The sequence below is a fragment of the Streptococcus sp. 'group B' genome (assembly GCF_002073795.1).
Classification (GTDB): domain Bacteria; phylum Bacillota; class Bacilli; order Lactobacillales; family Streptococcaceae; genus Streptococcus; species Streptococcus agalactiae.
Genome location: NZ_CP020432.1, coordinates 1,383,055 through 1,407,826 on the forward strand (window position 1 = coordinate 1,383,055; position 24,772 = coordinate 1,407,826).

At 34.7% G+C, this 24,772-nt stretch carries 28 protein-coding genes and 1 pseudogene; 4 read left to right on the plus strand and 25 right to left on the minus strand.

All coding sequences use genetic code 11. The annotated features are described in order from the left end of the window. Positions 1 to 21: 21 nt before the first annotated feature. From murB to A6J68_RS07360, 9 genes are all read right to left on the minus strand, one after another. Positions 22 to 924, minus strand: a complete 903-nt coding sequence (gene murB / locus A6J68_RS07320) for a UDP-N-acetylmuramate dehydrogenase (protein WP_000598027.1) — start codon at positions 922 to 924, stop codon at positions 22 to 24. A 143-nt stretch (positions 925 to 1,067) separates the two neighbouring features. After that, on the minus strand, positions 1,068 to 1,556 hold the full coding sequence (gene folK, locus A6J68_RS07325; RefSeq protein ID WP_000214503.1) for a 2-amino-4-hydroxy-6-hydroxymethyldihydropteridine diphosphokinase: 489 nt from the start codon (positions 1,554 to 1,556) through the stop codon (positions 1,068 to 1,070). Then, positions 1,553 to 1,915: a dihydroneopterin aldolase gene (gene folB / locus A6J68_RS07330; protein WP_000358072.1), complete on the minus strand. Its 363-nt coding sequence runs from the start codon at positions 1,913 to 1,915 to the stop codon at positions 1,553 to 1,555. The genes folK and folB overlap by 4 nt, the downstream gene beginning before the upstream one ends. Position 1,916: 1 nt before the next feature. After that, entirely contained in the window at positions 1,917 to 2,720 is an 804-nt protein-coding gene (folP, locus tag A6J68_RS07335; RefSeq protein WP_000690157.1) for a dihydropteroate synthase, read from the minus strand. 3 nt (positions 2,721 to 2,723) lie between these two features. After that, on the minus strand, positions 2,724 to 3,287 hold the full coding sequence (folE, locus tag A6J68_RS07340) for a GTP cyclohydrolase I FolE (RefSeq protein WP_001133587.1): 564 nt from the start codon (positions 3,285 to 3,287) through the stop codon (positions 2,724 to 2,726). An 18-nt stretch (positions 3,288 to 3,305) separates the two neighbouring features. Further along, positions 3,306 to 4,568 (minus strand): bifunctional folylpolyglutamate synthase/dihydrofolate synthase, encoded by a 1,263-nt coding sequence (locus A6J68_RS07345; RefSeq protein ID WP_000222111.1) that lies wholly within the window; start codon positions 4,566 to 4,568, stop codon positions 3,306 to 3,308. A 1-nt stretch (position 4,569) separates the two neighbouring features. Beyond that, the gene (gene rarD / locus A6J68_RS07350; RefSeq protein ID WP_001224293.1) at positions 4,570 to 5,457 is read right to left on the minus strand and encodes an EamA family transporter RarD; all 888 of its coding nucleotides are present in this window, start codon (positions 5,455 to 5,457) and stop codon (positions 4,570 to 4,572) included. Further along, positions 5,444 to 6,310 (minus strand): homoserine kinase, encoded by an 867-nt coding sequence (gene thrB / locus A6J68_RS07355; RefSeq protein WP_001220331.1) that lies wholly within the window; start codon positions 6,308 to 6,310, stop codon positions 5,444 to 5,446. The genes rarD and thrB overlap by 14 nt, the downstream gene beginning before the upstream one ends. 1 nt (position 6,311) lies before the next feature. After that, positions 6,312 to 7,595, minus strand: coding sequence for a homoserine dehydrogenase (locus A6J68_RS07360; protein WP_070469347.1), 1,284 nt, complete (start codon positions 7,593 to 7,595; stop codon positions 6,312 to 6,314). 176 nt (positions 7,596 to 7,771) lie between these two features. Between A6J68_RS07360 and A6J68_RS07365 the strand changes: the two genes are divergently transcribed. Further along, positions 7,772 to 8,659: a polysaccharide deacetylase family protein gene (locus tag A6J68_RS07365; RefSeq protein ID WP_000951504.1), complete on the plus strand. Its 888-nt coding sequence runs from the start codon at positions 7,772 to 7,774 to the stop codon at positions 8,657 to 8,659. Between the two features lie 22 nt (positions 8,660 to 8,681). On the opposite strand, the pseudogene A6J68_RS07370 reads toward A6J68_RS07365, so the two are convergent. From A6J68_RS07370 to A6J68_RS07390, 4 genes and pseudogenes are all read right to left on the minus strand, one after another. Next, positions 8,682 to 10,229, minus strand: a pseudogene (locus A6J68_RS07370) (BCCT family transporter). Positions 10,230 to 10,371: 142 nt separating this feature from the next. Beyond that, positions 10,372 to 11,748: an NAD-dependent succinate-semialdehyde dehydrogenase gene (locus tag A6J68_RS07380; protein WP_000323651.1), complete on the minus strand. Its 1,377-nt coding sequence runs from the start codon at positions 11,746 to 11,748 to the stop codon at positions 10,372 to 10,374. 73 nt (positions 11,749 to 11,821) lie between these two features. Then, positions 11,822 to 12,829, minus strand: coding sequence for a YeiH family protein (locus A6J68_RS07385; protein ID WP_000897651.1), 1,008 nt, complete (start codon positions 12,827 to 12,829; stop codon positions 11,822 to 11,824). 107 nt (positions 12,830 to 12,936) lie between these two features. Then, positions 12,937 to 13,623, minus strand: a complete 687-nt coding sequence (locus A6J68_RS07390) for a hypothetical protein (protein ID WP_000714061.1) — start codon at positions 13,621 to 13,623, stop codon at positions 12,937 to 12,939. A 478-nt stretch (positions 13,624 to 14,101) separates the two neighbouring features. Between A6J68_RS07390 and A6J68_RS07395 the strand changes: the two genes are divergently transcribed. The 3 genes from A6J68_RS07395 to A6J68_RS07405 all read left to right on the plus strand — a co-directional run bounded on the left by A6J68_RS07395 (position 14,102) and on the right by A6J68_RS07405 (position 16,412). Further along, on the plus strand, positions 14,102 to 15,385 hold the full coding sequence (locus A6J68_RS07395) for a hypothetical protein (protein WP_000061222.1): 1,284 nt from the start codon (positions 14,102 to 14,104) through the stop codon (positions 15,383 to 15,385). A 154-nt stretch (positions 15,386 to 15,539) separates the two neighbouring features. Continuing rightward, positions 15,540 to 15,779: a helix-turn-helix transcriptional regulator gene (locus tag A6J68_RS07400; protein WP_001869992.1), complete on the plus strand. Its 240-nt coding sequence runs from the start codon at positions 15,540 to 15,542 to the stop codon at positions 15,777 to 15,779. Between the two features lie 99 nt (positions 15,780 to 15,878). Continuing rightward, positions 15,879 to 16,412 carry a DUF3278 domain-containing protein gene (locus A6J68_RS07405; protein ID WP_000660086.1) on the plus strand — a complete coding sequence of 178 codons (534 nt, stop codon included), beginning with the start codon at positions 15,879 to 15,881 and terminating at the stop codon, positions 16,410 to 16,412. A gap of 75 nt (positions 16,413 to 16,487) precedes the next feature. On the opposite strand, the gene tpx is transcribed toward A6J68_RS07405, so the two are convergent. The 12 genes from tpx to pcrA form a co-directional block, all read right to left on the minus strand. Further along, positions 16,488 to 16,982 carry a thiol peroxidase gene (gene tpx / locus A6J68_RS07410; RefSeq protein ID WP_000206527.1) on the minus strand — a complete coding sequence of 165 codons (495 nt, stop codon included), beginning with the start codon at positions 16,980 to 16,982 and terminating at the stop codon, positions 16,488 to 16,490. 72 nt (positions 16,983 to 17,054) lie between these two features. Further along, positions 17,055 to 17,714 (minus strand): DNA alkylation repair protein, encoded by a 660-nt coding sequence (locus tag A6J68_RS07415; protein ID WP_000362929.1) that lies wholly within the window; start codon positions 17,712 to 17,714, stop codon positions 17,055 to 17,057. Continuing rightward, entirely contained in the window at positions 17,714 to 18,478 is a 765-nt protein-coding gene (locus A6J68_RS07420) for an HAD-IIB family hydrolase (RefSeq protein WP_000348145.1), read from the minus strand. The genes A6J68_RS07415 and A6J68_RS07420 overlap by 1 nt, the downstream gene beginning before the upstream one ends. 4 nt (positions 18,479 to 18,482) lie before the next feature. Continuing rightward, positions 18,483 to 19,124 carry a TrkA C-terminal domain-containing protein gene (locus tag A6J68_RS07425; RefSeq protein ID WP_000253256.1) on the minus strand — a complete coding sequence of 214 codons (642 nt, stop codon included), beginning with the start codon at positions 19,122 to 19,124 and terminating at the stop codon, positions 18,483 to 18,485. 163 nt (positions 19,125 to 19,287) lie between these two features. Then, a complete protein-coding gene (locus A6J68_RS07430) occupies positions 19,288 to 19,839 on the minus strand; it encodes an Asp23/Gls24 family envelope stress response protein (protein WP_000431299.1) in 552 nt (183 codons plus the stop codon). A 21-nt stretch (positions 19,840 to 19,860) separates the two neighbouring features. After that, a complete protein-coding gene (locus A6J68_RS07435; protein ID WP_001288036.1) occupies positions 19,861 to 20,058 on the minus strand; it encodes a CsbD family protein in 198 nt (65 codons plus the stop codon). Between the two features lie 46 nt (positions 20,059 to 20,104). Beyond that, positions 20,105 to 20,647, minus strand: coding sequence for an Asp23/Gls24 family envelope stress response protein (locus tag A6J68_RS07440; RefSeq protein ID WP_000141119.1), 543 nt, complete (start codon positions 20,645 to 20,647; stop codon positions 20,105 to 20,107). A 55-nt stretch (positions 20,648 to 20,702) separates the two neighbouring features. Then, positions 20,703 to 20,897, minus strand: coding sequence for a DUF2273 domain-containing protein (locus A6J68_RS07445; protein WP_001288927.1), 195 nt, complete (start codon positions 20,895 to 20,897; stop codon positions 20,703 to 20,705). Positions 20,898 to 20,906: 9 nt separating this feature from the next. Next, positions 20,907 to 21,488 carry an alkaline shock response membrane anchor protein AmaP gene (amaP, locus tag A6J68_RS07450; RefSeq protein ID WP_000033484.1) on the minus strand — a complete coding sequence of 194 codons (582 nt, stop codon included), beginning with the start codon at positions 21,486 to 21,488 and terminating at the stop codon, positions 20,907 to 20,909. 14 nt (positions 21,489 to 21,502) lie between these two features. After that, positions 21,503 to 21,751 (minus strand): GlsB/YeaQ/YmgE family stress response membrane protein, encoded by a 249-nt coding sequence (locus A6J68_RS07455; protein ID WP_000053321.1) that lies wholly within the window; start codon positions 21,749 to 21,751, stop codon positions 21,503 to 21,505. Between the two features lie 47 nt (positions 21,752 to 21,798). Next, positions 21,799 to 22,044, minus strand: a complete 246-nt coding sequence (locus A6J68_RS07460; RefSeq protein ID WP_000523009.1) for a GlsB/YeaQ/YmgE family stress response membrane protein — start codon at positions 22,042 to 22,044, stop codon at positions 21,799 to 21,801. Between the two features lie 411 nt (positions 22,045 to 22,455). Then, positions 22,456 to 24,735 (minus strand): DNA helicase PcrA, encoded by a 2,280-nt coding sequence (pcrA, locus tag A6J68_RS07465; protein WP_001068637.1) that lies wholly within the window; start codon positions 24,733 to 24,735, stop codon positions 22,456 to 22,458. Positions 24,736 to 24,772: the final 37 nt, after the last annotated feature.

Here is a 24,772-nt window from a genome sequence, read left to right on the forward strand (position 1 = left end):
TAAAGTAAGTACTAAACTACTTTATAATAGCGACTCACCGATAATACGAACTTCTGGTTCCAAATGGACACCTGAAGTTGATTCAACGGTGTTAATAACATGTTCAATAAGATTTTCATAATCTTGAGCTGAACCTTCTGCAATGTTAACCATAAAACCAGCATGTTTTTGACTAACCTCTACTCCACCAATACGTTGACCTTTAAGATGTGCTTCGCTAATGAGTTGCCCTGCAAAATGTCCTGGAGGACGTTTGAACACAGAACCACAAGAAGGGTATTCTAAAGGTTGTTTCAGCTCACGGAGATAGGTTAAACGATCCATTTCCTGAGTAATCATGAGATGATCTCCTGGTTTTAAGGCAAACTTAGCTGATATAACAATATCTCCACTCTCTTGAATGACAGAATGACGATAACCAAATTGCATATTCCTAGCTTCAATCGTTTTGAGTTCACCCTGTGGTGTCAAAACTTGTGCAGACAATAAAATATGAGCAATTTCACCACCGTAAGCGCCAGCATTCATAAAGACTGCTCCACCTACACTTCCAGGAATTCCGCAAGCAAACTCAAAGCCAGTTAAACTATGATAACGTGCAATACGAGTTGTTTCAATGAGATTAGCTCCTGCTTCTGCTTCAATAACATAACCGTTGACTGTAACAGTTGACAGTTTATCAAACATGATAACAAAACCACGGATACCACCATCTCTAACGATAATATTACTCGCATTTCCTAAAACCATCCAAGGAATATTTTGACTGTTAGCAAACTTAACAATACGCGATAGTTCAAGGCGATTCCTTGGGAATGCAAGATAATCAGCAGGTCCTCCTACTTTAGTATAAGTATATTTCTTTAAAGGCTCATCAAAGCGAATATCGAGACCTTCTAATTCTTTTTGTATTGTTTTAATCATAACCTTTATCTCAATTCTGTTTTATTGTGTTTTATAGACACAAAAAATCGGCATAAAACCGATTTCTATTATACCAAAAATATAGGTTGTTGACGATACATTATCACAATTTCTGTGTATTTTAATTTTAAAATCCTAACTGACTATTCGACTGGTTTTAAATAATGAACTTCTCCTAAATTCAATTTTTCGAGATAGTCTTCTAGCTTAGAACCATTAGGTAAACTTAGTTGAGGTGCTATTTCGAGTAACGGAACTAGAACAAATGCTCGCTTCGTCATATACGGATGGGGTACTACTAAATCTTCTTGGTTAATCACTTGATTACCAAAAAGTAAGATATCAATATCTATTGTCCTTGGACCCCAGTGCTCATGTCTCACGCGCTTTAAGCGTTTTTCAATTTCTTGACAATAATCCAATAATTCAAAAGGTGCTAAGTCTGTCTCTACCTGACAACATATATTAAAAAAATCTTCTTGGTTAGTATTCCCCCAAGCAGCTGTTTCATAAATAGCGGAAATTTGCGCGACTTTTGTCTTTTGCAAATGATCAATTGAAAAGAGAGCCTGCTTCAGAAAAGTTTCTCTATCACTAATATTACTACCTAAACTCAAGTAAACGGTTGTCATACTCGCTTGCGCTCCAATTCAATTCCAACTGATTCATAGTGCCCATTAATTGGTGGATTGTCTTTTGTAATCTTTAATGTAATAGCTTGTACTGGATGAAACTGTAAGAAAATATCTTCAACAATAACACCTGCTAATTTCTCTATTAATTGATACTGTTCGTTTTCAACATGATTTTTAATACAGTCAAAAACTTCACCATAATGAACCGTATCAATTAAATCATCAGTTTGTGATGCTTTTGCTAAATCAAGTGATAGAACAGCATCAACTTGAAAAACTTGCCCCAATGTTTGTTCTTCCGAAAAAGCACCATGATAACCATAAAACCGACATTTATTTAAATAAATCTTATCCATATTACACCAACTGACTAATTACTGTCACAATGTCCTTATTTACTTCAACATTGTGAACACGTACAATCTGACACCCCTTTGCTATTGCCCATGCCGATAAAGCAGCAGTCCCCATATCACGTTCAGTTACTTCCCTATTACCACCTAGAAGATAATTAACAGTACGTTTTCGAGAGATCCCAAATAACACAGGATAACCTAAATCACACACTTGTTCCAAACCTTTTAATAGCTCTAAATTTTGCTCCTCTGTTTTAGCAAAACCAAAGCCAGGATCTATCCAAATATTATCCTTTGAAACACCTGCTTCTAAAGCACGCTCTGCTCTTTCAAGTAAGAATTCACAAACTTCTTTTTTGATATCTTGATAAACAGCTTCTTCCTGGTTATGCATCAAAATAATTGGAACATTTCGTTCTGCTGCTAAAGATAGCATTTTACCATCATATAAACCTGACCAAACGTCATTTAAAATATGTACACCTGCATCAAGGGCTGCTTGAGCTACCTCTGTTTTATAAGTATCTATTGATAACAAAAGATCAGGGTAGACCTCTCTAATAGCTTTAATCATTGGAACTACACGTTTAATTTCTTCTTCAGCAGTCACAAATACTGCACCTGGCCGCGTTGATTCTCCCCCAATATCTACAATTGCCACCCCTTGTTCAAGCATCTCACCAACTTGATTTAAAGCTGAATCAATTGTGGTATAAGAACCACCATCTGAGAAGGAATCAGGCGTTACATTTAAAATCCCCATGATACAAGCTTTACCTGTAATATCATATTGTCCTATTTTCATCTTTTATCCTTTTTGTATTAGCGATAGAATTTCTTGTCTTTCATATCGATCGTCCTTGTATAAACCACGAGCTACCGTTGTAATCGTCTTACTTCCTGGTTTTTTAATGCCACGCATTGTCATGCACATATGCTCTGCTTCTATCATAACAAAAATACCTTTAGGCGCTAAAGCATCCTCTAAAGCTTGTGCAACTTGTGCTGTTAAACGTTCCTGAAGTTGAGGACGCTTACTCGCCACTTCAACTGCACGTGCAAGCTTACTAAGTCCAGTAACACGTCCATCGTTTGGTAAATAAGCAATATGAGCTTTACCATAAAAAGGAACCAAATGATGTTCACACATGGAATAGAATGGAATATCCTTGACAATCACAACCTCTTCATGATTTTCAGAAAAGACTGCAGTGAATTGCTCCTTTGGATCTTGATTAAGTCCTGAGAACATTTCTATATACATTTTTGCCACACGCTTCGGTGTATCTTTCAACCCTTCTCGATCAGGATTTTCTCCTAAAGCCTCTAAAAATTGATAAATAGCTTTTTCCATTTTTTCTTGATTGGGCATTAATTTATCCTATCCTTTTTAAGTTGTTGTAGTTTTGATTAATAGTAGTTCCTGACGAACTTGAGAAATAAAATAAAGGGAGCCAGTAATCACATAGAAATCTTTATCTGATGTCAGATTTATATCATGTAGCCATTTCTTCCAATCACTAACTCTAGTGTACGCTTTAGGATATTTGTCTAAGTTTATTGATTTAGGGTAATCAAAGCTAGTAACCGAAACCGGAGCGATACTAGACAATGATTCTAACATACTCTCTATCGGTTTAGTATTAATTGCAGCAAATAGAATATGCACGTTTTTCTGCTGATATTTTTTTATAACTTGAACGAGAGCATCGACACTTTCATTATTATGAGCGCCATCAATCATTACATTTGGAAAGATTAATTCTGTACGGCCTACCCATTTTGTCATTTCAAGCCCATCTTTAATGGTCTGTAGGGTTAACTTTGGATATTTGTCTCTTAATAATAAACTGGTAGTTATAGCTATGCTAGCATTGGAAACTTGGTGATGTCCCGGAATTTGCAACTGAATATGATCAATATTTGCTTGAGGACCTATATAGTTAAAATAATTTTCCTCTTCTTTTATATAAAAGTCATTGTGTAAACGATAAGTCTGGCTGTGGGTTTCCTTGGCTTTTATTTGAAAGACTTCTTCAACATCCTGACGATCATTAGCATATACGAATGGAACTCCTTTTTTTAAAACACCTACTTTTTGTTCAGCTATATCTACATAAGTTCGTCCTAAAACCTCCTGATGATCTAATCCAATTGACGGACAAGTAACCGCTAAAGCCTTGAACATGTTGGTAGAATCATAATAACCGCCCATTCCAGCCTCAATAATGACGATATCAACTGGACAGCTATTGCCAAAATAATAGAACATCAAAACTGTTATAACTTCAAATTCTGTAGCTGGTTCTAGGTTGGTCTCAAGGTGCAACCGTTCAACAACTGGACGAACAGTCTCAACAAGTTTGATAAAATCAGACTCTGGAATCATTTGACCATCAATGCTAATACGCTCTCTAAAGTCAACAATATATGGTGATGTAAATGTTCCAACTTGATAACCAGAATTTGTAAAAATATGTTGTAAATAACTAGTTGTTGATCCTTTACCATTCGTTCCAACAACATGAATGGCAGATAGGTTGTTTTGAGGGTTTCCTAACTGCTCTAGCATCCATCTCATACGTTCCAAACCTGGTTTAATACCAAAAGCTAATTTGCTATGAATCCATTCTAGCGCTTCTTGATAAGTCATCTTATTTACCTTTCTTTAACATCGTATGTACTTGTCCAATACTAAAAACTAAAATAGCAAGCCAGATAAAAATAAAACCTATTACCTCCCCACTAACGATAGTTTCTTTAAAAATAAACAATGCTAGCAATAATTGGATGGTTGGATTGATGTATTGGATAAAACCGATAATATTTAGAGGAGCCCTCTTAATGGCTTCTGCAAATAATAAAAGAGGAACTGCTGTAATGATTCCTGAAAGTGAGAGTAAAACTAATTGTAATATATTATAATCAGTTAAAAAATCTTTGGCGAAAAACACTATATAAATGAGTGCAAACGGAGCAATAAAACTACTTTCTACCAGCATCGAAAAATCGCTAGATAAAGAAATTGATTTTTTTAATAACCCATAAAAACCAAAAGAAAGCGCTAGAGTTAGTGAAATTAAAGGAAAATGACCAGTTTGATAAACTAAAATTCCAACTCCCATGATTGCAATCAAAATTGCAAGGCTAACTACTCTTGCCAGGTGTTCACGTAAAACAAGGACCGACAACAAAATTGAAATAATCGGCATCATATAATAACCAAGACTTGCCTCAGTAGCGTGACCATGCGTGACTGCAAAAATATAGACCAACCAATTAATTGAAATTAAAATACTGGCTACAAACATTGTCCAAAATGACTTTTTATTATTAACTAAGCCTTTTAAGTCTTTTAAATAGACTGTTTTTCTACCCGAAACGAGCATATAAATAAGCATAGTTAAAACAGTGAATATAATCCTATAAGCAAACGTACTATATGCTTCAATTCCAGATAATAATTTCCAATAAAGAGATAAAAGCCCCCATAAAACATAGGCTGACAAGCCAAGGATAATTCCTAAATTATCTTTTCTCAACTCTCACTCCTTTTCGCTCAATATTAAGTACTTGAATCTGTCCATCTAAACATAATTTACTTAACTCTGTGACAATTGGTTGTTCTTTTTCTTTCGAACACAGAACCATTACCGTCGGTCCTGCTCCAGACAAATAAGTAGCATACGCACCGTTTTGAGTGCTGATTTGTTTTATAACTCCAAATTCCTTCACCAAAGGTTGACGATATCTTTCATGAAAGAGGTCCCTTTCTATAGCCCATCCAGCAGTTACCAAATCACCTTTCAACAACGACGCAACCATCACATTAGCGACGCTGCTTGAAGCAACTGCATCCTCATAACTCAATTTTTGAGGTAGTACATTTCGACTATCACTTGTTTTTAATTCATAATTTGGAATAAAAGCGATAAAGGAACTATCTGGAAACATCACTTCCAAACTTTTAATATCATTTTTCACTATTGATGAAATAACTAAATCACCAAAAATGGCCGGTGCTACATTATCAGGATGTCCTTCTAATCGGGTAGCTATCTCTAATTTTTCTTTTTGAGAAAGAGCCAAATTTCCTAATTGATTGGCTAATTCTATTCCTGCAACAATTACAGAGGAAGAAGAACCTAAACCTCTGGCCAAAGGAATATCTGAAAACATTTTTAAGCGGTGTGGTGCCAAATCCGACTTAACATGCAAAGCTGTTTGAATAAGGAGGTTAGTATGATCTTTTGGAATATTTACTAAATTGTGTTCAACTAACCACTCTGTACTTTCTTCTAATACTTCAATGCTTAAATACTTTGATAACGCAACTCCTATTGAATCAAAGCCTGGACCAATATTCGCACTAGTTGCAGGTACAATTATCCTCATTTCACCCTCCTATTACTTTGAAAACATTGATTAACTGAATGACACCACTCTCAGGAAACTCCTCAATAAATTGAGTTATTTTCTCTTGGCTAACTTCATCTGTTAATACATAGATTTCTTGTTGTTTATCATCCAATGCTTTTTCAATAACATTTTTCAAACCTATATTTTCTTGCTCAAAGTACCTTCCAAGTGTATCACTATCTTCAGCATTTTTCAAAGAAATAGCTAGATAGTACTCATTGAAGATATCAGACTGCATTGACAACCTACACGGACAATGATAAGTATTCATAGGCTTAATTTTTATCTGTGATCGAATACTACGACTAATATCGATGATATCGGCTAAAACAGAGGTTGCTGTTGGATTTTGTCCCGCACCTGGTCCATAAAAAAGAGACTGACCAATCCCTATTGATTCAATGAATACTGCATTCATCACATGATTAACTGCAGCTAAGGGATGCTCTTGAGAAATTAGTGTCGGAGAAACGTCTACACTTATACCAGTTGGAGTTTCACGAAGATCAGTTACCAACTTAATGGCAAAGCCCATCTCCTGAGCTACTTCAACGTCCTCTGAGCGAATACTAGAAATCCCCTTATAATTAACATCATCAAAATCAATAGGCATACCAAATCCAAATTGACTTAAGATAGTGGCTTTGTAGGCAGTATCAATACCTTCAACATCATTTGTAGGATCACTTTCGGCATAACCTAACTCTTGTGCCTTTTTTAGAGCTTGTTCATAAGACCATCCCTCTTCAAACATTTTTGTTAACATGAAGTTGGAGGTACCGTTGAGAATTCCTAATAAACGTGTCATTTTATCTGAGGCAAACGAATGCGATAGGGTCCTTAAAATAGGAATGCCTCCAGCAACTGCTCCCTCATAGAATAAAGCTAGACCTCTAGCGTCTGCTAAATCCATCAACTCTTTTCCGTGTAAAGCAATGAGATCTTTATTGGCTGTCACAATATGTTTACCAAATCCTAATGCTTGACTCAAATAAGTTTTAGCTGGCTCAATCCCCCCCATTAATTCCACTACAATATCAATTTGTGGATCTTGAAGAATAGTATTTATCTCTGTCACAAAGTTATAAGTAAATCCCTGATTGATGAAACGCTGGCGGCTTTCATTATCTCTTACTAATACTTTATCAATTACAATATCTTCGCCTTCTAAAGAAAGTAGCTTATGTTGATTTTCTTTTAGCAAATATGGAATACCCTTAGCAACCGTTCCAAAACCTAATAAAGCTATTTTAATAGTCATGAATTTCTCCTTAGAAATTGTCTCTAACTTCAAGACAAACATTGGCTATATTATAACAAATTACCAATATTTTTTATAGGGTAAACGCGTCTTGTCCTATGAAAGTTCTTAAAAAGAGAATATTATTTCAGAAAAGATGATACAATAAAAGTACTTTAAAAGTTAAGGAGAAATAAATGGCACACACACCTACTAGTCATCGTAAACCACGAAAACGTTCCCCATGGTTAGCTATTGCTTCTGTCTTTTTTTTGTTAATAGCTTTAATCGGCATATTTCTATTCTTCAACAATCGTTCAAAGCAAGAAATAAAAACAAAAACGAACGCCTCTAGTCATCGAAAAATTGTCACATCTATCAAAAAAAAGAAATGGGTTAAGCAAAAGACTCCTGTTAAAATACCCATTTTAATGTACCATGCTGTTCATGTTATGGACCCTTCTGAAGCCGCCAGTGCTAACTTAATTGTGGCACCTGACATTTTTGAAAGTCATATAAAACGTCTCAAAAAGGAAGGATATTACTTCTTAGCCCCTAACGAGGCATATCGTGCACTAAACGAAAATGCTTTACCTGAAAAAAAAGTCATTTGGATTACTTTTGATGATGGAAATGCCGATTTCTACACTAAGGCATACCCTATACTCAAAAAGTACAAGGTTAAAGCCACTAATAATATCATCACTGGCTTTGTTCAAGAAGGACGAGAATCTAACCTCAACGTTCAACAAATGCTAGAAATGAAGCAAAACGGCATGTCATTCCAAGGACATACGGTTACTCACCCCAATCTTTCTCTCTTAACTCCAGAACTACAAACCCAAGAAATGACACTATCAAAACTGTTTTTAGATCAAAAACTCTCTCAAGATACTCTTGCGATTGCTTATCCATCAGGACGCTACAATCCTACAACTTTGGATATTGCTAGTCAATATTATAAACTAGGGCTTACAACAAACGAAAGAGTTGCAACAAAAGATAACGGTTTGCTTTCTCTTAATCGAGTTCGTATCTTACCAACTACTAGCGATGATGATTTGATCAAAACGATTAACCAATAAAAAGAAGCCTTCTGGCTTCTTTTTATTCTTCATAAGATTTAAATGGTTCATTTTTACGTGGATAACGATCTGGAGAAATCGATAAGCCCATTTCTTTTTTCTCATGGAAAAGCTCCACTAATAGCGCTAGCATCATCAAAATCATTACGAATGAAAATGGCAGAGCGACAATAATTAAAACGTTCTGCAGCGCTAACAGACCACCAGACAAGAGTAAGACAATAGCAATCACTGCCAACACTAGCCCCCAAATTACTTTAGTTCGATTTTTTGGATTTAAATTACCATCTTCTGTCAACATAGCCAAAACGTACGTTGCAGAATCTGCTGATGTAATAAAAAATGAAAAAATTAAAATGATAGCAATAGTGGATAAAAGCCAACCTAAAGTGTAGTGATTAAAAGTAGCAAACAATACTTCCTCTGTTGCAAACTTTGTCAAATTAATACCCAGTTGTTGTACCTGAGTTGATAATGTGCCAAATGCTGCAAACCATACAAAACTCAATAATGTCGGTATTAAAAGAACTACCGTTAAAAACTCCCGAATGCTACGCCCTTTAGAAATACGAGCGATGAAAACTCCAACAAAAGGAGACCAGGAAATCCACCACGCCCAATAAAAAATCGTCCAATTATCAATCCAAGAACGTTTAGTATTGTCAAAAGCAGCTGCACGAAAGCTCATTCCAAAGAAATTTTGTAAATAAGAGCCTAAAGACTCTGTTAGGGTATCAAAAATACGAACCGTTGGTCCCAATACAATAACTAAAGCTAAGAGGGCTACCGCTAAAATCAAATTTAAGTTCGATAAAATTTTAACACCTTTTCCTAAACCTGATAAAGCTGACATAACAAATAAAGCTGTTGTAATAAGGATAATAACAATTTGAACAAATGCATTATTGGGAACACCCAATAAAAAACTTAACCCTCCGTTGATTTGAGCAGCTCCAAATCCAAGTGTCGTAGCAACTCCAATAACTGTAGCAACAACTGTGGTGATATCAACAATTTTTCCTAGTCAACCATCTGTCTTATCACCGAAAAGAGGCTTTAAAGTGACAGACAAGAGGTATTTCTCTTGCTTTCGAAATCCAAAATAAGCTAGAGCCAAAGCAACCAATGCATATACTGCCCAAGCATGTATCCCCCAGTGAAAAAATGTAAAACGAAATGCATCAGCTAATGCTGTTTGCGATTCCTTAGGTGCGCCAGGTGTCGAAATAGCAAAATGCGATAAGGGGTCAGCTGCTCCGTAGAAGACCAAACCAATCCCCATACCTGCTGAAAACATCATTGCTATCCATGATACAGTTGAATATTCAGGACGTGAATGAGGTCGCCCTAAACGTATTTGTCCAAGAGGACTCATAATAAAAAAGACACACAAAGCAAGAATTGAAGTAACTAACAACAAGTACAACCAACCGAAATTGGTAGATACCTGTTCACGCAAGATTTGTGTCCAAGATTGAAAACCACGAGGAACAATAATTCCTAATAAGACTAAAATAAGCGATACAATTAGTGAACCTGTAAACACAGGCGTAATATGTTTTTTACTCAAAATTTCCTCCTATACTAAAATAGTATAGCATACTTTAATAAATACTCCTCTCATTTTAATCACCTGTATCAAGACCTCTCCTTGTCTCCTCAACAAAAAAGAACCAGATAACATTATCTGGTTCTTGTGTTTGACTTAGTGATTAATCACTATTTGGTGTAAATACCAAATGTTCGTTGACAAAGGTATCAAATCCAAGTTGGCTCAATTCACGACCATATCCTGAATTTTTAATACCTCCAAACGGTAATTCCGGTAATGATGTCCACCCTGAATTAATAAATGTCATCCCTGTTTCAATCTGAGCCGCCACTTTTTTAGCATGTTCTGGATCAGAAGAGAAAACAGTACTTCCTAAACCATAACTAGAATCATTAGCTAAAGCAATAGCTTCTTCTTCAGTATCCACTTTATAGATAGAGGCTACGGGGCCGAAAATTTCTTGATTATAGATTGGATTTGCTTTAGTGATATTCGTTAAAACAGTTGGCATGACGAAGTTTCCTGGATGATCTATAGTGTCATTTCCAAAAACTACCTCAGCACCGTGGTCTACCGCCAATTTAATTTGTTTTAAAACATCATCCTTTGCACCTGCAGATGACAGTGGAGCCAAGGTTGTTTCCGAATCCATTGGGTCACCCCATTTAGCAGACTTAAAGGTCTCAACTACCATATTTACAAATTCGTCATACTTATCAGCCATAACAATGAAACGTTTTGAAGATGTACATACTTGACCTGCATTATATAAACGCGCAAAGAATATTGTTTTACTAAGTAAATCAAAATCAGCATCATCTAAAATAAGAAAAGCATCGTTCCCACCTAATTCCATAGACGATTTTTTCAAATTTTTACCAGCCTCAGCTGCTATTGATGCCCCACCACGCTCAGAACCAGTTAAACACACACCTGCAACACGAGGATCTGATATAAGGTTTGAAACTTGATCATACGAAGCAAAAATATTTTTAAACGCTCCTTCTGGAGCTCCTGCTTCTCGGACTAAATCCTCAAATGCTTGAGCTGATGCAGGACAAATAGAAGCATGTTTTAAAAGCATAGTATTACCCACTATAAAGTTAGGGGCAAATACACGCATAATCTGATAAAATGGGAAATTCCATGGCTCGACAGCAAGTAAAACACCGACAGCTTGTTTCAAATAGTAAGCCTCTCCATTTGGACTTTCTAACGGAACAGGTTTTAAAAACTTTTGCCCATTATCAGCATAATAGTCAGCTATGTCTGCACACAAGTCCACTTCTCCTTGTGCTTCAGTGAAAAGTTTTCCCATATCTTTAGTCATAACTTCAGCGTACTTATCACGGTCCTTACGTAATAAATCTGCTACTTTATGCAATTGATTTTGGCGTTCTTCAACATTATCTTCTTTGCGCCATGTCTTGTAGAGGGCATGCGCTATGTCTAATGACTGTTCGAGATCACTGTCACTGATATTATCGAATTCATGCAATACTTCGTTAGTGTACGGATAAATTGTTTTATATGCCATAATGTTCCCTCCTTTTGATATCCTCATTATAACATTTATGAAATCGATTACAAATATTTAGCTTTAGACAAGATCACCAAGTTCCAAGGATAGCTTGCATTGTTAAACTAACTATAATAATGCCTAACCAACACGCTGCACCTAAAAGAATTGATTTTCCTCCAGTTTTAATTAGTTTGCTGACATTAGTATTTATACCAATTGCCCCCATTGCCATAACAATAAAAAATTTAGATAAAACCTTAAGTGGCTCAAAGATACGTAACGAAAAACCTAATGAAGCAACTATCGTTGTTAGCAAAGAAGCTAAGATAAAATAAAGCACAAACTTCGGAAATATCTTAGTAACACTTACAGATTGTTCTTTCTGCGTTTGTTTCATATGATAAATAGATAATACAATCGTAATTGGAATGATGGCTAATGTTCGTGTCAATTTAACAATAGTAGCTCCGCCCAAAGTATTGCTGTGATTGATAGCATCCCATGCAGTAGCAGTTGCTGTAACTGACGAGGTATCATTGACAGCAGTCCCTGCAAATAATGCAAAACCGTGATCAGAGAGACCAATAAAATTCCCCAGCGTTGGAAAAATTAAAGCCGCTAAGATATTGAATAAAAAAATAACCGAAATAGCTTGTGCTACTTCATCATCTTTAGCATTAATAACTGGTGCAGTCGCTGCAATTGCGGATCCACCACAAATAGATGAACCAACACCTATTAAAGTAGCAATCGTTTTATCTAACTTAAATAACTTTTGCAAAACATAAGCAATAATCAATGAAATGGAAATCGTCATAATAATGATGGGTAACGATGATATACCAACTTTCATCACTTGCATGAGGTTTAGTCCAAAACCCAATAAGACAACTGCTGTTTGTAAAATATATTTAGACGTAAAAGCAATACCCTTATTAAACAATTGTCGATTTTGATAAAAGGATCCAACAATTATTCCAATCAAGATAGCAAAGACTGGTGCTCCTATTAAAGGGAGATAAAGCCCAAGCAACCAAGATGGTATAGCAATAATAAAGCATAATATTAGTCCAGGAATTTTTTCCTTAAATAACATGATAGTCCTCCTCACATTGACTATTATATCACAAGCTTTAAAACGTGGCAGGAAAACCGAAAGAGGACCAGAATATGCTCTGATCCTCTTTCATTACTAATTCACAATTATTTAGTTACTTTCATAAATGGATATGATTTTTCGTTACCTAAAATCAATTTTGAGCCCTCTTTTTTATAGGCTGTTTTTTCACCATTTTTCACAATATTACCATAGAACGCATTTGCCTTTTTATTGATATGCGATACTTTAATAACACTTGTTAAGCGATGTACTTTACCATCCATAACTGGCAATGTCATTTCACCAGTATTAGTATTATATTTTCCTCCGACAGCTTGTGCAGCACTTTGGAAACTTCTATCAATTTGTTGGTCAATTTGTTTGTCAGTGATTTTTGTTTCATCAAAAATCTTTTTACCTGCTTCACTTAAATCATTGTAAGTCAAACCTTGATCTTTTAATTGTTTTTCAAGAGCTTTATCAATAAAAGTTTTTATAGCTTGATGGAATTTTACCTCATCAATTTGAGCAGTGACTGTTATCTTTGCCTCATCGTTTTTGACGTTCATATGCATATTAGCGCCCTTAACCAAATCAGCTGCACTAATCCCCATATCCGCTGCCTGACTTCCAAGTTGTTGTTCTATTTCTTTCTCAACTTGCTTCTCTAAAGAAACTGTACGCCATTTCCCCTCTAGTGACTGACGATTATTCCAGAAATAGAGACCGCCTGCACCTACAATTAGAATAAGTACTAGTACAGTTAAAAAAACTTTTAAAAACTTTTTCATGATAAAAACTCCTTATGATAAACTACATTAATCATAACATAATATCACAACTCCTTCAATTAAAATAGTAAAATAATTATATAAAATTTTGTAATTTTATACATTTTAATGAAACCTATTATTTGTAAAAATGACATAATCTAAAACATTTAATTTTACTATATAATAATTATAAGACAATTAATCTCGGTAAAGGTTTTCATTTGTATATTTAAATATTTTTCCGAATTATTATATTATTTGTCGCTTTTTTATGGTAATATAAAATAAATATAGATTTTAAATTAATATATACATTTCTATATTTATTAATTTTTATATCAGTATAACTTAGTGTCGTAGAGATTAATTCCTATCATTCACTGCTTTATTTTAGGATAACTAAACAATTTATTGTTTAAAATGAAAGGATTTATGAATGTCTAGGAAAACATTTAAACGTATACTATCGATTGGAGTTTGCACGCTCGTACTATCGATGAGTCTTTATTACACTGAAAAAGCCCACGCTATTGCTGGTCCTAGTGACCGCCAATACGTAGAAAACCCAAATCCTCACATTATTGTAAATGTTACAGGTACTGATCAAAACGGAAATAGCATTTTACCGCATTATATCGAAGTCAATGTAAAGATGGGACAAACTTTAAGTAAAGAAGAAATTCTAGATTATATTGCTCGAAATTTAAACTCTAGTGTTGGAGGAGAAAGTAAAAACGTTCAATACAGCAACATCGAGTTTAAGGAAAGTGCTTATCTGAAGCGTCAATTAGATGATGGCAAGACAGAAGAAATAGCAATTGATAACGACGGTGTTACTGTACCTAAAGACGGTCCAAACAAATTTTGGATTGACGTTCCAGTAACTTGTACTGTTACTCCTATCGTAACAGAAACACATGAAGTTCGATGGGGGACTCCAGTCGCTATATCACACCGTATTTACTTTGTTGAAGAATCTTCTGGAAAAGTTTTAGATGAATACACAAATCTACACACTGCTGATTCGGAACTTAACGGTTATCGTGTTGGAGATTATATCACAGACTATGCACTTTCTAAGTCTGCTTACGAAGCTTTTTTAAACTCTCGTTTAGATAAAGAAGGTTACAAACTTCAACATCGTATTAGCACGAATGTACGACAAAACCTTCAAATTAATAAATTGATTTTCAATTATGACTTTAATGAGGAAAATATTTACTACCAAATCGGGAATATCCGTCCACTATTAAGTCGCTCATCAGCTGAAGTAGAATCTGACATCATTACAGAACGCTACTATGTTTCTAAAAATGCTAAAAGTTTAGCACGTACAGAATCAACCATTTCGATTAAAATGGTTGATGCCAAAACTGAACAACCGCTATTTAACCACACATTAACTGGTTATCAATTGGTAACTGTCTCCCATGTCTATAACAGACTCTTTGAAGAAAATCTTATCCCAACTACAAAATCAGGAGAAAGATATTTTATTCAAAATATGAAAAAAACAGCTGAACAAGAATATACTGTTTATCTTTCAGAAACACCTTATTCTAAAGAGAACGCTCCCGTAATTTCTTATGATGCAAGACCTGTTGATTGGGATTATCACTCAGGCGCTTCAGGATCACTTGAAAATCAGCCTAACATCTATACTGAAGAAGATTCAACTGAATTTTTGGGTAATAAACCACAAGCAGCTTGTTATCCAAACAAACAATTTGCTTGCGAAAATACTGACTCTAAATACAACTATAGCTATTTAGAAAAATAGTTATAACCGATAGGGTTAATCTCTCATTATCTTATACTGATTAAAATCATTAAACTTGTTTCCATTTTGACTGGAAACAAGTTTTTTATATTTATTTGTCACATATAATTGACACTCTTCGAAAAATGATATATACTTAAAATGTCATCTATATATGACACTTTTCTTAAATTCTTTACTAAAGGAGCTAATAATCGTGAATCGTCTTAGAGAATACAGAATTAAAGCTAGCATATCTCAATTAGCTTTAGCAAAATCAGTTGGTGTCGCCAGACAAACAATAAACCTTATTGAAAATAATAAATACAATCCTTCGCTAGATCTTTGTATAAGACTAGCGGAATGCCTACAAACAGACCTCAATACTCTTTTTTGGGATAGTAGACATCTATAACAGATTAGACTCTCTAAATCTATGAAAACTCGGGAGGTTAGGTCGTATTATTATTTCAATCTCAAACTTTATTAAATAGTTCAAGGATAGGAGAATATTATGAAAGAAAAGAAAAATTTGGGGATAAAATTAATAAAATCCCTATATGGTATTAATGGCCCATTCGATGAATACAGAGAACAAAAAATCAATTACCTTGGAAATCTATTATTTGCAACCACTAGTCTCTATCACATTTTATCCTCTATCATCGCCTGGTTCACGGTAAGTAAATATCCCACAGAGACTGCATGTACTCTCCTAGCTTTAACATTCTTTCTATATTTTTGTATTTTTCTAATTGTTATTCCCTCTTATCTCAACAGTCATGATTTAATAACGCCACTAGAAGTCTCAAAAAATGACTATCCAGTAGCAATAAAGAAAAACAAACAAAAATTTATCAAAATCGGGATATTTTATACTGTCATCCAGTGGCTTATCTTGGGTTTAACAACTAACAATAACACTCCGCTGATTGTATCACTATTTTCTTTAAAAGTTATTTTGTCTAGTATTATGTCCGGTGTAGCTTACAATGGAGTTATGTATCTAATATTTAAAAACAATGTTGATATTGAAAAAGATGAATAATGACAACATTTCATCTCTAATTGTTCTCACTGTCTATATAAATAATAAGGCTGGAAAATTTTCCAGCCTTATTATTTATGGTAATATCTTTGCAGCATTAATCGCCGCTTCGTAGTCAACATCTGAATTAACATTGTCAACGTATTCGGTGTAAGTCACCTTATTATGCTCATCCAAAATAAGAACTGCACGCGTTAACAAATGCCACTCATTCATCAAAAGAGCGTACTCTTGACCAAACGAATGATCATAAAAATCTGATAATAAAATCACGTTATCAAGACCTTTAGCGCTGCACCAACGCTTCTGAGCAAATGGAAGGTCCATAGAAACAGTAATAACCACTGTGTTATCTAGCTCTGATAATTCCTCATTAAAAGTACGTGTTTGTTTTGAACAAATACCTGTATCAATAGAAGGAACAACGCTAATAACTTTCTTTTTCCCTTCAAAATCTTTTAAAGATTTTTGAGATAAGTCTGTAGCTATTAGTAAAAAATCTTTTGCAATATCCCCAACTTGTAGCTGTTTTCCTGTAAAAGTAACAGGATTTCCAAGAAATGTCGTCATAAGTTTATCTCCTTATCAATTACCTTTATTTTACTATGAAGCTTCTTCTTTTTCGAATAATTGAACTGATAATTAGAGGTACTTACTTCCTTCGCGTATGCTCAAAGTCGACAACTCATCATAATGATTACTGATAAAGTCCTTTACCCATACTTTATTATACTTTGAATAATCCCTAAGCGCCCAGCCAATCGCCTTATTGATAAAAAATTCTTGACTTCCTGTATTTCTTAAAATAAAAAGTGACAAAATATCAGTATTTGTTTTTTCTTTAAATCCTAGTTGATGCTCAATAGCTAGTCGCCTCATCCAAAAATCTTGATCAAGTGACCATTCTGACAGTAAATTCATAACCTTGTCATCTTTTAAGGATAAGTTCCCAAAAATCTTAGTCAGAACATCAATACTATCCCACCACTGTTGATGACGAGCGTAAAACTCTAGTCTAGAGCAATCATTATAGGTGAGAAATTGACTCATAGCTAATAGATAATCAAGTACAAAATGATGATATTCACGATAGTCACTTTGCCAACATTTATCAAGCAATTGCCAATCAATTTTTGCTTGTCTTTTAGCGGCCTTTATAAGCTCTTTGTAGAGCATACGTCGCTCAGGTGATTTAATACCATAGCACTTAAAATGATGGCGTAAATAAGCCTCCTGTTGCTTAGAAACTTCTTTGTCACTTGCAGCTTTAAATTTCCTCTCTAAACTTAGGAATAAATCCATTACGTAATCCCCTTGTATTTTTCAAAAAGCATTGTAATTCCTTCATGTACAGATTCTCTTGATACACGTAAATTAGCGTAAGGAGTCAGTTCATCAAAATCCCCTACTTGAACACTATAATGCGCAGCATCAAACATAGAAATATCATTTTTATCATTGCCAAAAGCTATAAAACGATTCCCAAATAATTTCTTAGTGGCTTTTCCCTTGTCAACTGCAATGGGATTTATGTACAAACATTTTTCAAATTCGTGGAAAAAGTGACTACTAAGTCCAAAACGATTTAATTTCGCTAACATTTGGTCTGCCCTTCTCAGCTGATCACCAAAATACAACACCATTTTTATCGGTTTCTCAATTTTAGAAACTTCTAGAAGCTCTCCCCTTTTTTGAGGATCAACATAAGCAATAAAGGGAATTTTAGAAGCCTGATAAGTAGCGTAATTAAAGACCTCATCAACAAAATATGGAATCTGATAGCGATGACAATATGAAATAATAGTACTAAAAAAGTCACTTTGTAAATAGTAACTATCCACTAAGTGACCATTTTCATGTAAAGTCGCACCATTTAAACCAATAATTTTTGATAAAGATAGCTTGTCGCCAAGGATACCTATAGTGTCTCTATAAGATCGCGCCGTAGCAAAAGTGACTCTATGACCATAATCAATCTGGGCTCTCTCTAGTATTCCTTGTATTTCTTTAGATAGACTCATACCATCAAAACAAAGAGTTCCATCTATATCAAAGACAAAATCCATTCTCTCAAAGCCCCATCCTTAAGTTAAAATAGGTTTTCATACGTGCATAAACATCTTCATCACCAACAAAAAAGATATGATCTCCTTGCTCTATAACTGAGAAAGGCCCTGGAGAAACAATAAATTTCCCTTCGTGTTCAATAGCCACAATAGTCGCACCAGTTTGATGCCATACATTTAATTCTCCTATTGACTTACCAAGGTGTTCAGAATCTTCACTGACAATAATTTCATATGGTGCTAGTGGGTATTGTTTACTAACCGCACGTGTTTGAAGCAAAAAATCATCAACTAAAGTAGCTAACTCTTCCATTTCTTGTTGCTGAGCCTTAATATTATCACGGATTTTACCTTTCAAAATAGCAACTGAATGAGAGGTTTCATATTGGTTTAAGAATGCAATTGCTTTTTCTTTAGAAAGAATAATGGCTCCACTGCCATGCTTTAAAGTTAAAATCTGTAAATCTGCTAAAATATTAAGACCCTTACGTGCTGTTTCTGGTGATACGTTGAATGTTGAAGCAATAGTTGTTCTAGATTTCAACTTCTCTCCAACTTCATAATCTCCATTTGCGATTCTTTGTGCAACCGCTACTGCTATTTTTTGATATTTAGATGTTACAATTTCAGATTGTTCAGAAACCATCCAACCCTCCTTATCCTAATAAAAACATACATATTAAACCACAATTAGCAAAATATTGCAAATATATCTTTTTTGTTAATATCTAATGTCTTTAGTAAATATCATATAAAAGGAGCTGGTCTCCCAGCTCCGAGTGTCTTATCATAAAAAGTAGTTTACTGAATTAAGATTCACTAGTACGAGCTTCTGAGATTTTTTCTTTTGCAGCCTCAGTACCATTTGATACTGCTTCTTTTGTTTTCTCTGCTCCAGAAGAAATTGCTGCTTTAGCTTTGCCAGCTTGTTCAGAAGCAAAGTTTCCTGTTGCTTGTGCTGCATCAGATACACGATCTTGTACTGTCACTGAGTCAGCTTCATGTTCAGCTTTAGTCTTAACATCTACGACATTTGCGTTCAATTCAACAACTTTAAGGTGGGTCATCACTTCAACGTTTTGACTGACAATCGCTTTAATGCTTTCAACGATAGCTGGGATATCCTTGCCGTATTCAACAACGATGTCTAAATCAACTGCAACTTCTTTAGTACCAACTTCAACATTTACACCATCAGTTACTGAGTCAGAATTTACAACGCTATTTTTTAGATTAGAGAAGAAACCTCCACTCACAGCCAAGAGTCCGTCTACTGATTCTAAAGCATGTCCAACAATTTTAGCAATTACCTTTTCTTCATAAGTTACTGAAGTTTTAATATCTTGTTTTTGATTTTCCATAAATAAATGACCTCAAACCTTCTAGTCCTTTTTCTTAAAGCTCTCTGAAGCACCCTTAATGGTATCTTTAATGTCAGCAAGTTTTTCTTTTGCATGACCTTTCAATTTATCGACTTTACCTTCAGATTCAACTTCTTTATCGCCAGTAAGTTTCCCAACAGATTCTTTTACTGAACCAGAAACCTTATCAACTTTTGCATCAAATTTTTCTTCAGACATAATAGCCTCCTACTAATAACAATACTTTAAACTATACTTAAATCAATTATTGTACACGTGGTTCAGACTTCATGTCTTCCACTTTATCAACACCGTTACCTACGGCACTTTTAACGTTTGAAACTTGATTCGAAGCAAATTCACCTGTTGCTTGTGCTGCACTTGTTACACGATCTTGAAGAGTTACTGAATCTTCTTCATGTTGAGCACGAGTTTTAATATCAACAACATTAACATTAACTTCAACCACTTCAAGGTCTGTCATACGTTTCACTTCAGCTTCAACAACTTTTTTGATATCGGCAAAGATAGTTGGAACATGTTTTTGGTATTCAGCAACAATATCCAAATCAACAGCAACTTGCTTTTTACCCACTTCAACATTTACGCCATCTGTAACTGAATCAGAATTTACAACGCTATTTTTTAAATTTGAGAAAAAACCACCATTTACAGCCAAAAGACCATCTACATGCTCAATCGCAATTCCAACAATTTTTTCAATCACTTTATCTTCGAAAGTTAATTCTCCACGAACAGCTGTCGTGCCAGAATTGTTAGTTGTGTTTTTGATGTAAGTTTCAGTCATAATAGTTCCTCTTTCTTTTATTTAAATAATGTAGAATAAATATAAACGAAAAATTTTATTTTCTCTTATTAAAGAATTGGTCAAGCATACCTGTTCTTTGCACATAAAGCCCAGCATAAGCACCTAGCACAATGATAACAAGAGCAAGAATTGTTTTAAAGAATCCAATGGTTACAATCATTGCAGCTAAAACGAGCCCAATAACTGCACCTCCTAGTGGATATCTGTATTTCCTCACGAATTCTGACATATTAGACTCCTATTCTACACGACTTTTATTCGTCTTAGCATTTCCAACATTTTCTTCTTCAACTTGCTTAACAAATACTCTAGTGTTCATTTTCTTTTCCAACCCAAAGAATTCTTTTAAGCCAAGTTCAACATCACTTTGAATATGTTCAAGTTGTTCCGGTACATTTGTACGAGAAGTTAAAAGACCTTTAACATCAACTTTCACTTTTTTCTTATATAAATGAGCTGTCACACTAGGAGATTTCATCAAACCAGTTTTTAATACTTCTGTTTTAACAAATCCCTCTATTGCAGATTTTTTTAACATCAATTTACCAGTTTTATCAGCCAGTTTATACTCTGTGTATCGTCTTGGATAAAACAGAACTACCAATATAGCCAGTAAAACGATTACAAACAGCACTAATGCTCCCCAAAAGAAATAATGATACATACCAACGTCAATCGGTGATGGCAAATTAAAATCCCAATCTAACCAATTAAAAGATGGTAGATAAATGTGTTGTTTACTGATAACAGCTACAAATCCTAGTAGGGTAAGGGAGATTAGACCTAGCAAAGTATATAAACTTTTTAGTCCTTTTGACATAGGTAACTCCTTTTCTAGTTATTCATTTTACCTAGTACAAATGAAGTAACAATGACAACAATAATCGCACCTACGATTGAAGGAATCAAAGCCATACCTGCTAATTTAGGCCCCCATGTTCCTAGTAAACTTTGACCAACAAATGAACCAACTAAACCAGCTAAGATGTTAGCTATCCAACCCATTGAACCACCTTTGTTAGTAACAGCCCCTGCAATAGCACCGATAATAGCACCTACGATTAATGACCAAATTAAACTCATGATAAATACCTTCTCTTTCTTGACTAATCATTCTACTAGTTATGTAGTTATGATTTTTTGCCTAATACAAATGAAGTAACAATGATAACGATAATCGCACCTACGATTGAAGGAATCAAAGCCATATCTGCTAACTTAGGCCCCCATGTTCCTAGTAAACTTTGACCAACAAATGAACCAACTAAACCAGCTAAGATGTTAGCTATCCAACCCATTGAACCACCTTTGTTAGTGATTGCTCCTGCAATAGCACCAATAATAGCACCAACGATTAATGACCAAATTAACCCCATGATAAATACCTTTCTTCCTAAGTACATCTCAGTGTACAAACTTATTTTGTTCTTAACTAAATAACAAGAGTTTCTAAAGTGACCACTCGGCAATTAATTAAGTTGTTAACTATACTAATATTATACAACTTTATAAAGTGACTGCCAAGTAAAAAGCTTGGTAAATGCTTTTATTTTTAAGTGACCACTTGATATTTAATTGATATTGTTATTATACTCTTTTTAGAAAAGAATGCAAGAGAAACGCTTCTTTCTTTAAAATAGTATGGTCACTTTTGGAAAACGCTTTAATATCAACCTTTTTAGTAAGTAAAAACCAAATGATAACTTATTTTGTCTATTCAAATGATGCAAAAAGACTAAGAATACAATTCTTAGTCTCTGATTATTTAAGCATATAATAGAAGAAAGTTAGTTTTCCTTTTTACTAATAGGAGCGACACTCGCTAATAATTTCTTTAACCCAATACCTGGAAAATTTATTTTTAACTCTTGAGTCTTTCCGCTACCTGAAACTTCAAGCACCGTACCGTCCCCCCATTTTTTATGAGTTGCAACATCACCAATCTCCCATGATGTCTCATGGCTATTGTTCGCGTTAAGAGCCTGGAGTTGGGCAGTTACTTGAGGTTGTGAATTACTTTTACGTGCCTGAAGCGCTTGTTGAAGACTCATTCCTTGACCAAATTGTGTAGGCTGTTCTTTTGAATATTTCACACCAAATGAAGAATTAACTGGTCGAGCCAACCCTTGATGTTGTATCAGCTCATCATCAATCTCACGTATAAAACGGGTTGGTCTATTATAACTAGTTTTACCAAATAAAGTACGGGTATTAGCATTGGTAAGGAAAAGTATTTGTTCTGCTCTCGTAATCCCGACATAAGCTAAACGACGCTCTTCTTCTAATTCATCAGCATCCTCTATTGCACGCGATAAAGGAAATACTCCTTCTTCCATACCGATTAAGAAAACAACTGGAAATTCTAGACCCTTGGCAGCATGTAATGTCATTAAAGTGACTTCAGCCGTTTCAGTGGCGCTATCATCAGTATCTGCTATTAAAGCTAAATCATTTAAAAAACGCGATAGACGATCTAAACCAGTTTCACCCTCTACTGTAATCTCTGGGTTATCGTCAAAATTTTTAGTCACTGATAAGAATTCTTCAATATTTTCAATACGCGCTTGACTTTCTAATGTATTTTGAACTTGAAGTGCTTCTAGATATCCTGTCTTATCCAGTAGGTTTTCTGTAATCTCCGTTACAGTTAAACTATCTAGCTTACTACGTAGAGTCAAAATCAGATTAGCTAAATCCCAAACAGCTTGAGCAGCCTTCCCTTTTAAGGGCGATATCATGACATTTGAAGAGGAATCAAGAAGAGACATGTTCTGTTCATAGGCAAATGACCGTATTTTTTCTAAAGTTCCTGGCCCCACCCCTCTTTTAGGTTCATTTACAATCCGCTCAAAAGAAATATTATCAGAAGTATTTGCAAGGATATTGAGATAAGCAATAACATCTCGAATTTCTTTACGACTATAGAATTTTGTTCCACCAACCATTGTATATGGAATATTGGATTTTAAAAGTGCTTCCTCAATAGTACGAGATTGCGCATTCGTACGATAAAGAACGGCAAAATCTTTGAAATTTTTTCCTTGTTCTCGAACGATGTTATCAATAGTTGACGCTACAAAAACGGCTTCTTCTTGCTCGTTGTTAGCTCTATGATATACAATTTGCTCACCTTCATCATTTTGAGTCCATAATTTTTTAGGACGGCGATTTTTATTATGATTGATCACATTATTAGCAGCTTGAAGTATTTTCTTAGTTGATCGATAATTTTCTTCTAATAATACAACTTTGGCTTGCGGATAGTCCTTTTCAAAATCAAGAATATTTTGCATATCAGCTCCACGCCATCCATAAATGGATTGATCGGCATCACCAACAACACAAATATTTTTGAAACGCGAAGCTAATAACTTAACTAATTGGTATTGAGCGTGGTTAGTATCTTGATACTCGTCTACATGGATATATTGATACCTCTGTTGGTAATAGGCCAAAACATCTTTATTCTGATCAAATAATCGAAGTGTCATCATAATCAAGTCATCGAAATCCATGGCCTCACTTCTACGTAATTCCTCTTGATAAGCTTTATAGCATTTAGCAATTACCTGTGTATACATATCTCCGGCTTGCTTCTCATATGCAATTTCATCAAGAAGGTCATTTTTAGCATTAGAGATTGTACCTAAAATTGAACGTTCATTCCACTTTTTTGTGTCCAAATTTAATTGCTTAATGATTCGCTTCATTAAAGTACGCTGCTCACCTGGATCAACGATTGTAAAGTTACGATTATATCCAATATAATCAGCTTCACGACGTAAAATACGAACACACATACTATGAAAAGTTGCAATCAAAGTATCTTGGGTAGCTGGATTCAAGGCGATAGCACGTTCACGCATTTCACGCGCTGCTTTATTAGTAAAAGTAATCGCTAAAATATTCCAAGGATTAACATATTTTTCATCTATTAAATAAGCAATACGATGAGTCAGAACACGTGTTTTTCCAGAGCCAGCTCCTGCCATAATCAAAAGCGGTCCGTCTGTCGTTTGTACCGCTTCTGCTTGTTTATCATTCATTCCAATTATTAAAGGATTCATTTCTACTCCTAATTTTGTCAAAATTGCCTCTCTAGTA

What these genes read in the sequence shown, in the direction of transcription:
- murB (WP_000598027.1), bottom strand. Translation starts at nt 924, where the DNA reads ATGATTAAAACAATACAAAAAGAATTAGAAGGTCTCGATATTCGCTTT.
- folK (WP_000214503.1), bottom strand. Translation starts at nt 1,556, where the DNA reads ATGACAACCGTTTACTTGAGTTTAGGTAGTAATATTAGTGATAGAGAA.
- folB (WP_000358072.1), bottom strand. Translation starts at nt 1,915, where the DNA reads ATGGATAAGATTTATTTAAATAAATGTCGGTTTTATGGTTATCATGGT.
- folP (WP_000690157.1), bottom strand. Translation starts at nt 2,720, where the DNA reads ATGAAAATAGGACAATATGATATTACAGGTAAAGCTTGTATCATGGGG.
- folE (WP_001133587.1), bottom strand. Translation starts at nt 3,287, where the DNA reads ATGCCCAATCAAGAAAAAATGGAAAAAGCTATTTATCAATTTTTAGAG.
- A6J68_RS07345 (WP_000222111.1), bottom strand. Translation starts at nt 4,568, where the DNA reads ATGACTTATCAAGAAGCGCTAGAATGGATTCATAGCAAATTAGCTTTT.
- thrB (WP_001220331.1), bottom strand. Translation starts at nt 6,310, where the DNA reads ATGAGGATAATTGTACCTGCAACTAGTGCGAATATTGGTCCAGGCTTT.
- A6J68_RS07360 (WP_070469347.1), bottom strand. Translation starts at nt 7,595, where the DNA reads ATGACTATTAAAATAGCTTTATTAGGTTTTGGAACGGTTGCTAAGGGT.
- A6J68_RS07365 (WP_000951504.1), top strand. Translation starts at nt 7,772, where the DNA reads ATGGCACACACACCTACTAGTCATCGTAAACCACGAAAACGTTCCCCA.
- A6J68_RS07380 (WP_000323651.1), bottom strand. Translation starts at nt 11,748, where the DNA reads ATGGCATATAAAACAATTTATCCGTACACTAACGAAGTATTGCATGAA.
- A6J68_RS07385 (WP_000897651.1), bottom strand. Translation starts at nt 12,829, where the DNA reads ATGTTATTTAAGGAAAAAATTCCTGGACTAATATTATGCTTTATTATT.
- A6J68_RS07390 (WP_000714061.1), bottom strand. Translation starts at nt 13,623, where the DNA reads ATGAAAAAGTTTTTAAAAGTTTTTTTAACTGTACTAGTACTTATTCTA.
- A6J68_RS07395 (WP_000061222.1), top strand. Translation starts at nt 14,102, where the DNA reads ATGAGTCTTTATTACACTGAAAAAGCCCACGCTATTGCTGGTCCTAGT.
- A6J68_RS07400 (WP_001869992.1), top strand. Translation starts at nt 15,540, where the DNA reads ATGACACTTTTCTTAAATTCTTTACTAAAGGAGCTAATAATCGTGAAT.
- A6J68_RS07405 (WP_000660086.1), top strand. Translation starts at nt 15,879, where the DNA reads ATGAAAGAAAAGAAAAATTTGGGGATAAAATTAATAAAATCCCTATAT.
- tpx (WP_000206527.1), bottom strand. Translation starts at nt 16,982, where the DNA reads ATGACGACATTTCTTGGAAATCCTGTTACTTTTACAGGAAAACAGCTA.
- A6J68_RS07415 (WP_000362929.1), bottom strand. Translation starts at nt 17,714, where the DNA reads ATGGATTTATTCCTAAGTTTAGAGAGGAAATTTAAAGCTGCAAGTGAC.
- A6J68_RS07420 (WP_000348145.1), bottom strand. Translation starts at nt 18,478, where the DNA reads ATGGATTTTGTCTTTGATATAGATGGAACTCTTTGTTTTGATGGTATG.
- A6J68_RS07425 (WP_000253256.1), bottom strand. Translation starts at nt 19,124, where the DNA reads ATGGTTTCTGAACAATCTGAAATTGTAACATCTAAATATCAAAAAATA.
- A6J68_RS07430 (WP_000431299.1), bottom strand. Translation starts at nt 19,839, where the DNA reads ATGGAAAATCAAAAACAAGATATTAAAACTTCAGTAACTTATGAAGAA.
- A6J68_RS07435 (WP_001288036.1), bottom strand. Translation starts at nt 20,058, where the DNA reads ATGTCTGAAGAAAAATTTGATGCAAAAGTTGATAAGGTTTCTGGTTCA.
- A6J68_RS07440 (WP_000141119.1), bottom strand. Translation starts at nt 20,647, where the DNA reads ATGACTGAAACTTACATCAAAAACACAACTAACAATTCTGGCACGACA.
- A6J68_RS07445 (WP_001288927.1), bottom strand. Translation starts at nt 20,897, where the DNA reads ATGTCAGAATTCGTGAGGAAATACAGATATCCACTAGGAGGTGCAGTT.
- amaP (WP_000033484.1), bottom strand. Translation starts at nt 21,488, where the DNA reads ATGTCAAAAGGACTAAAAAGTTTATATACTTTGCTAGGTCTAATCTCC.
- A6J68_RS07455 (WP_000053321.1), bottom strand. Translation starts at nt 21,751, where the DNA reads ATGAGTTTAATTTGGTCATTAATCGTAGGTGCTATTATCGGTGCTATT.
- A6J68_RS07460 (WP_000523009.1), bottom strand. Translation starts at nt 22,044, where the DNA reads ATGGGGTTAATTTGGTCATTAATCGTTGGTGCTATTATTGGTGCTATT.
- pcrA (WP_001068637.1), bottom strand. Translation starts at nt 24,735, where the DNA reads ATGAATCCTTTAATAATTGGAATGAATGATAAACAAGCAGAAGCGGTA.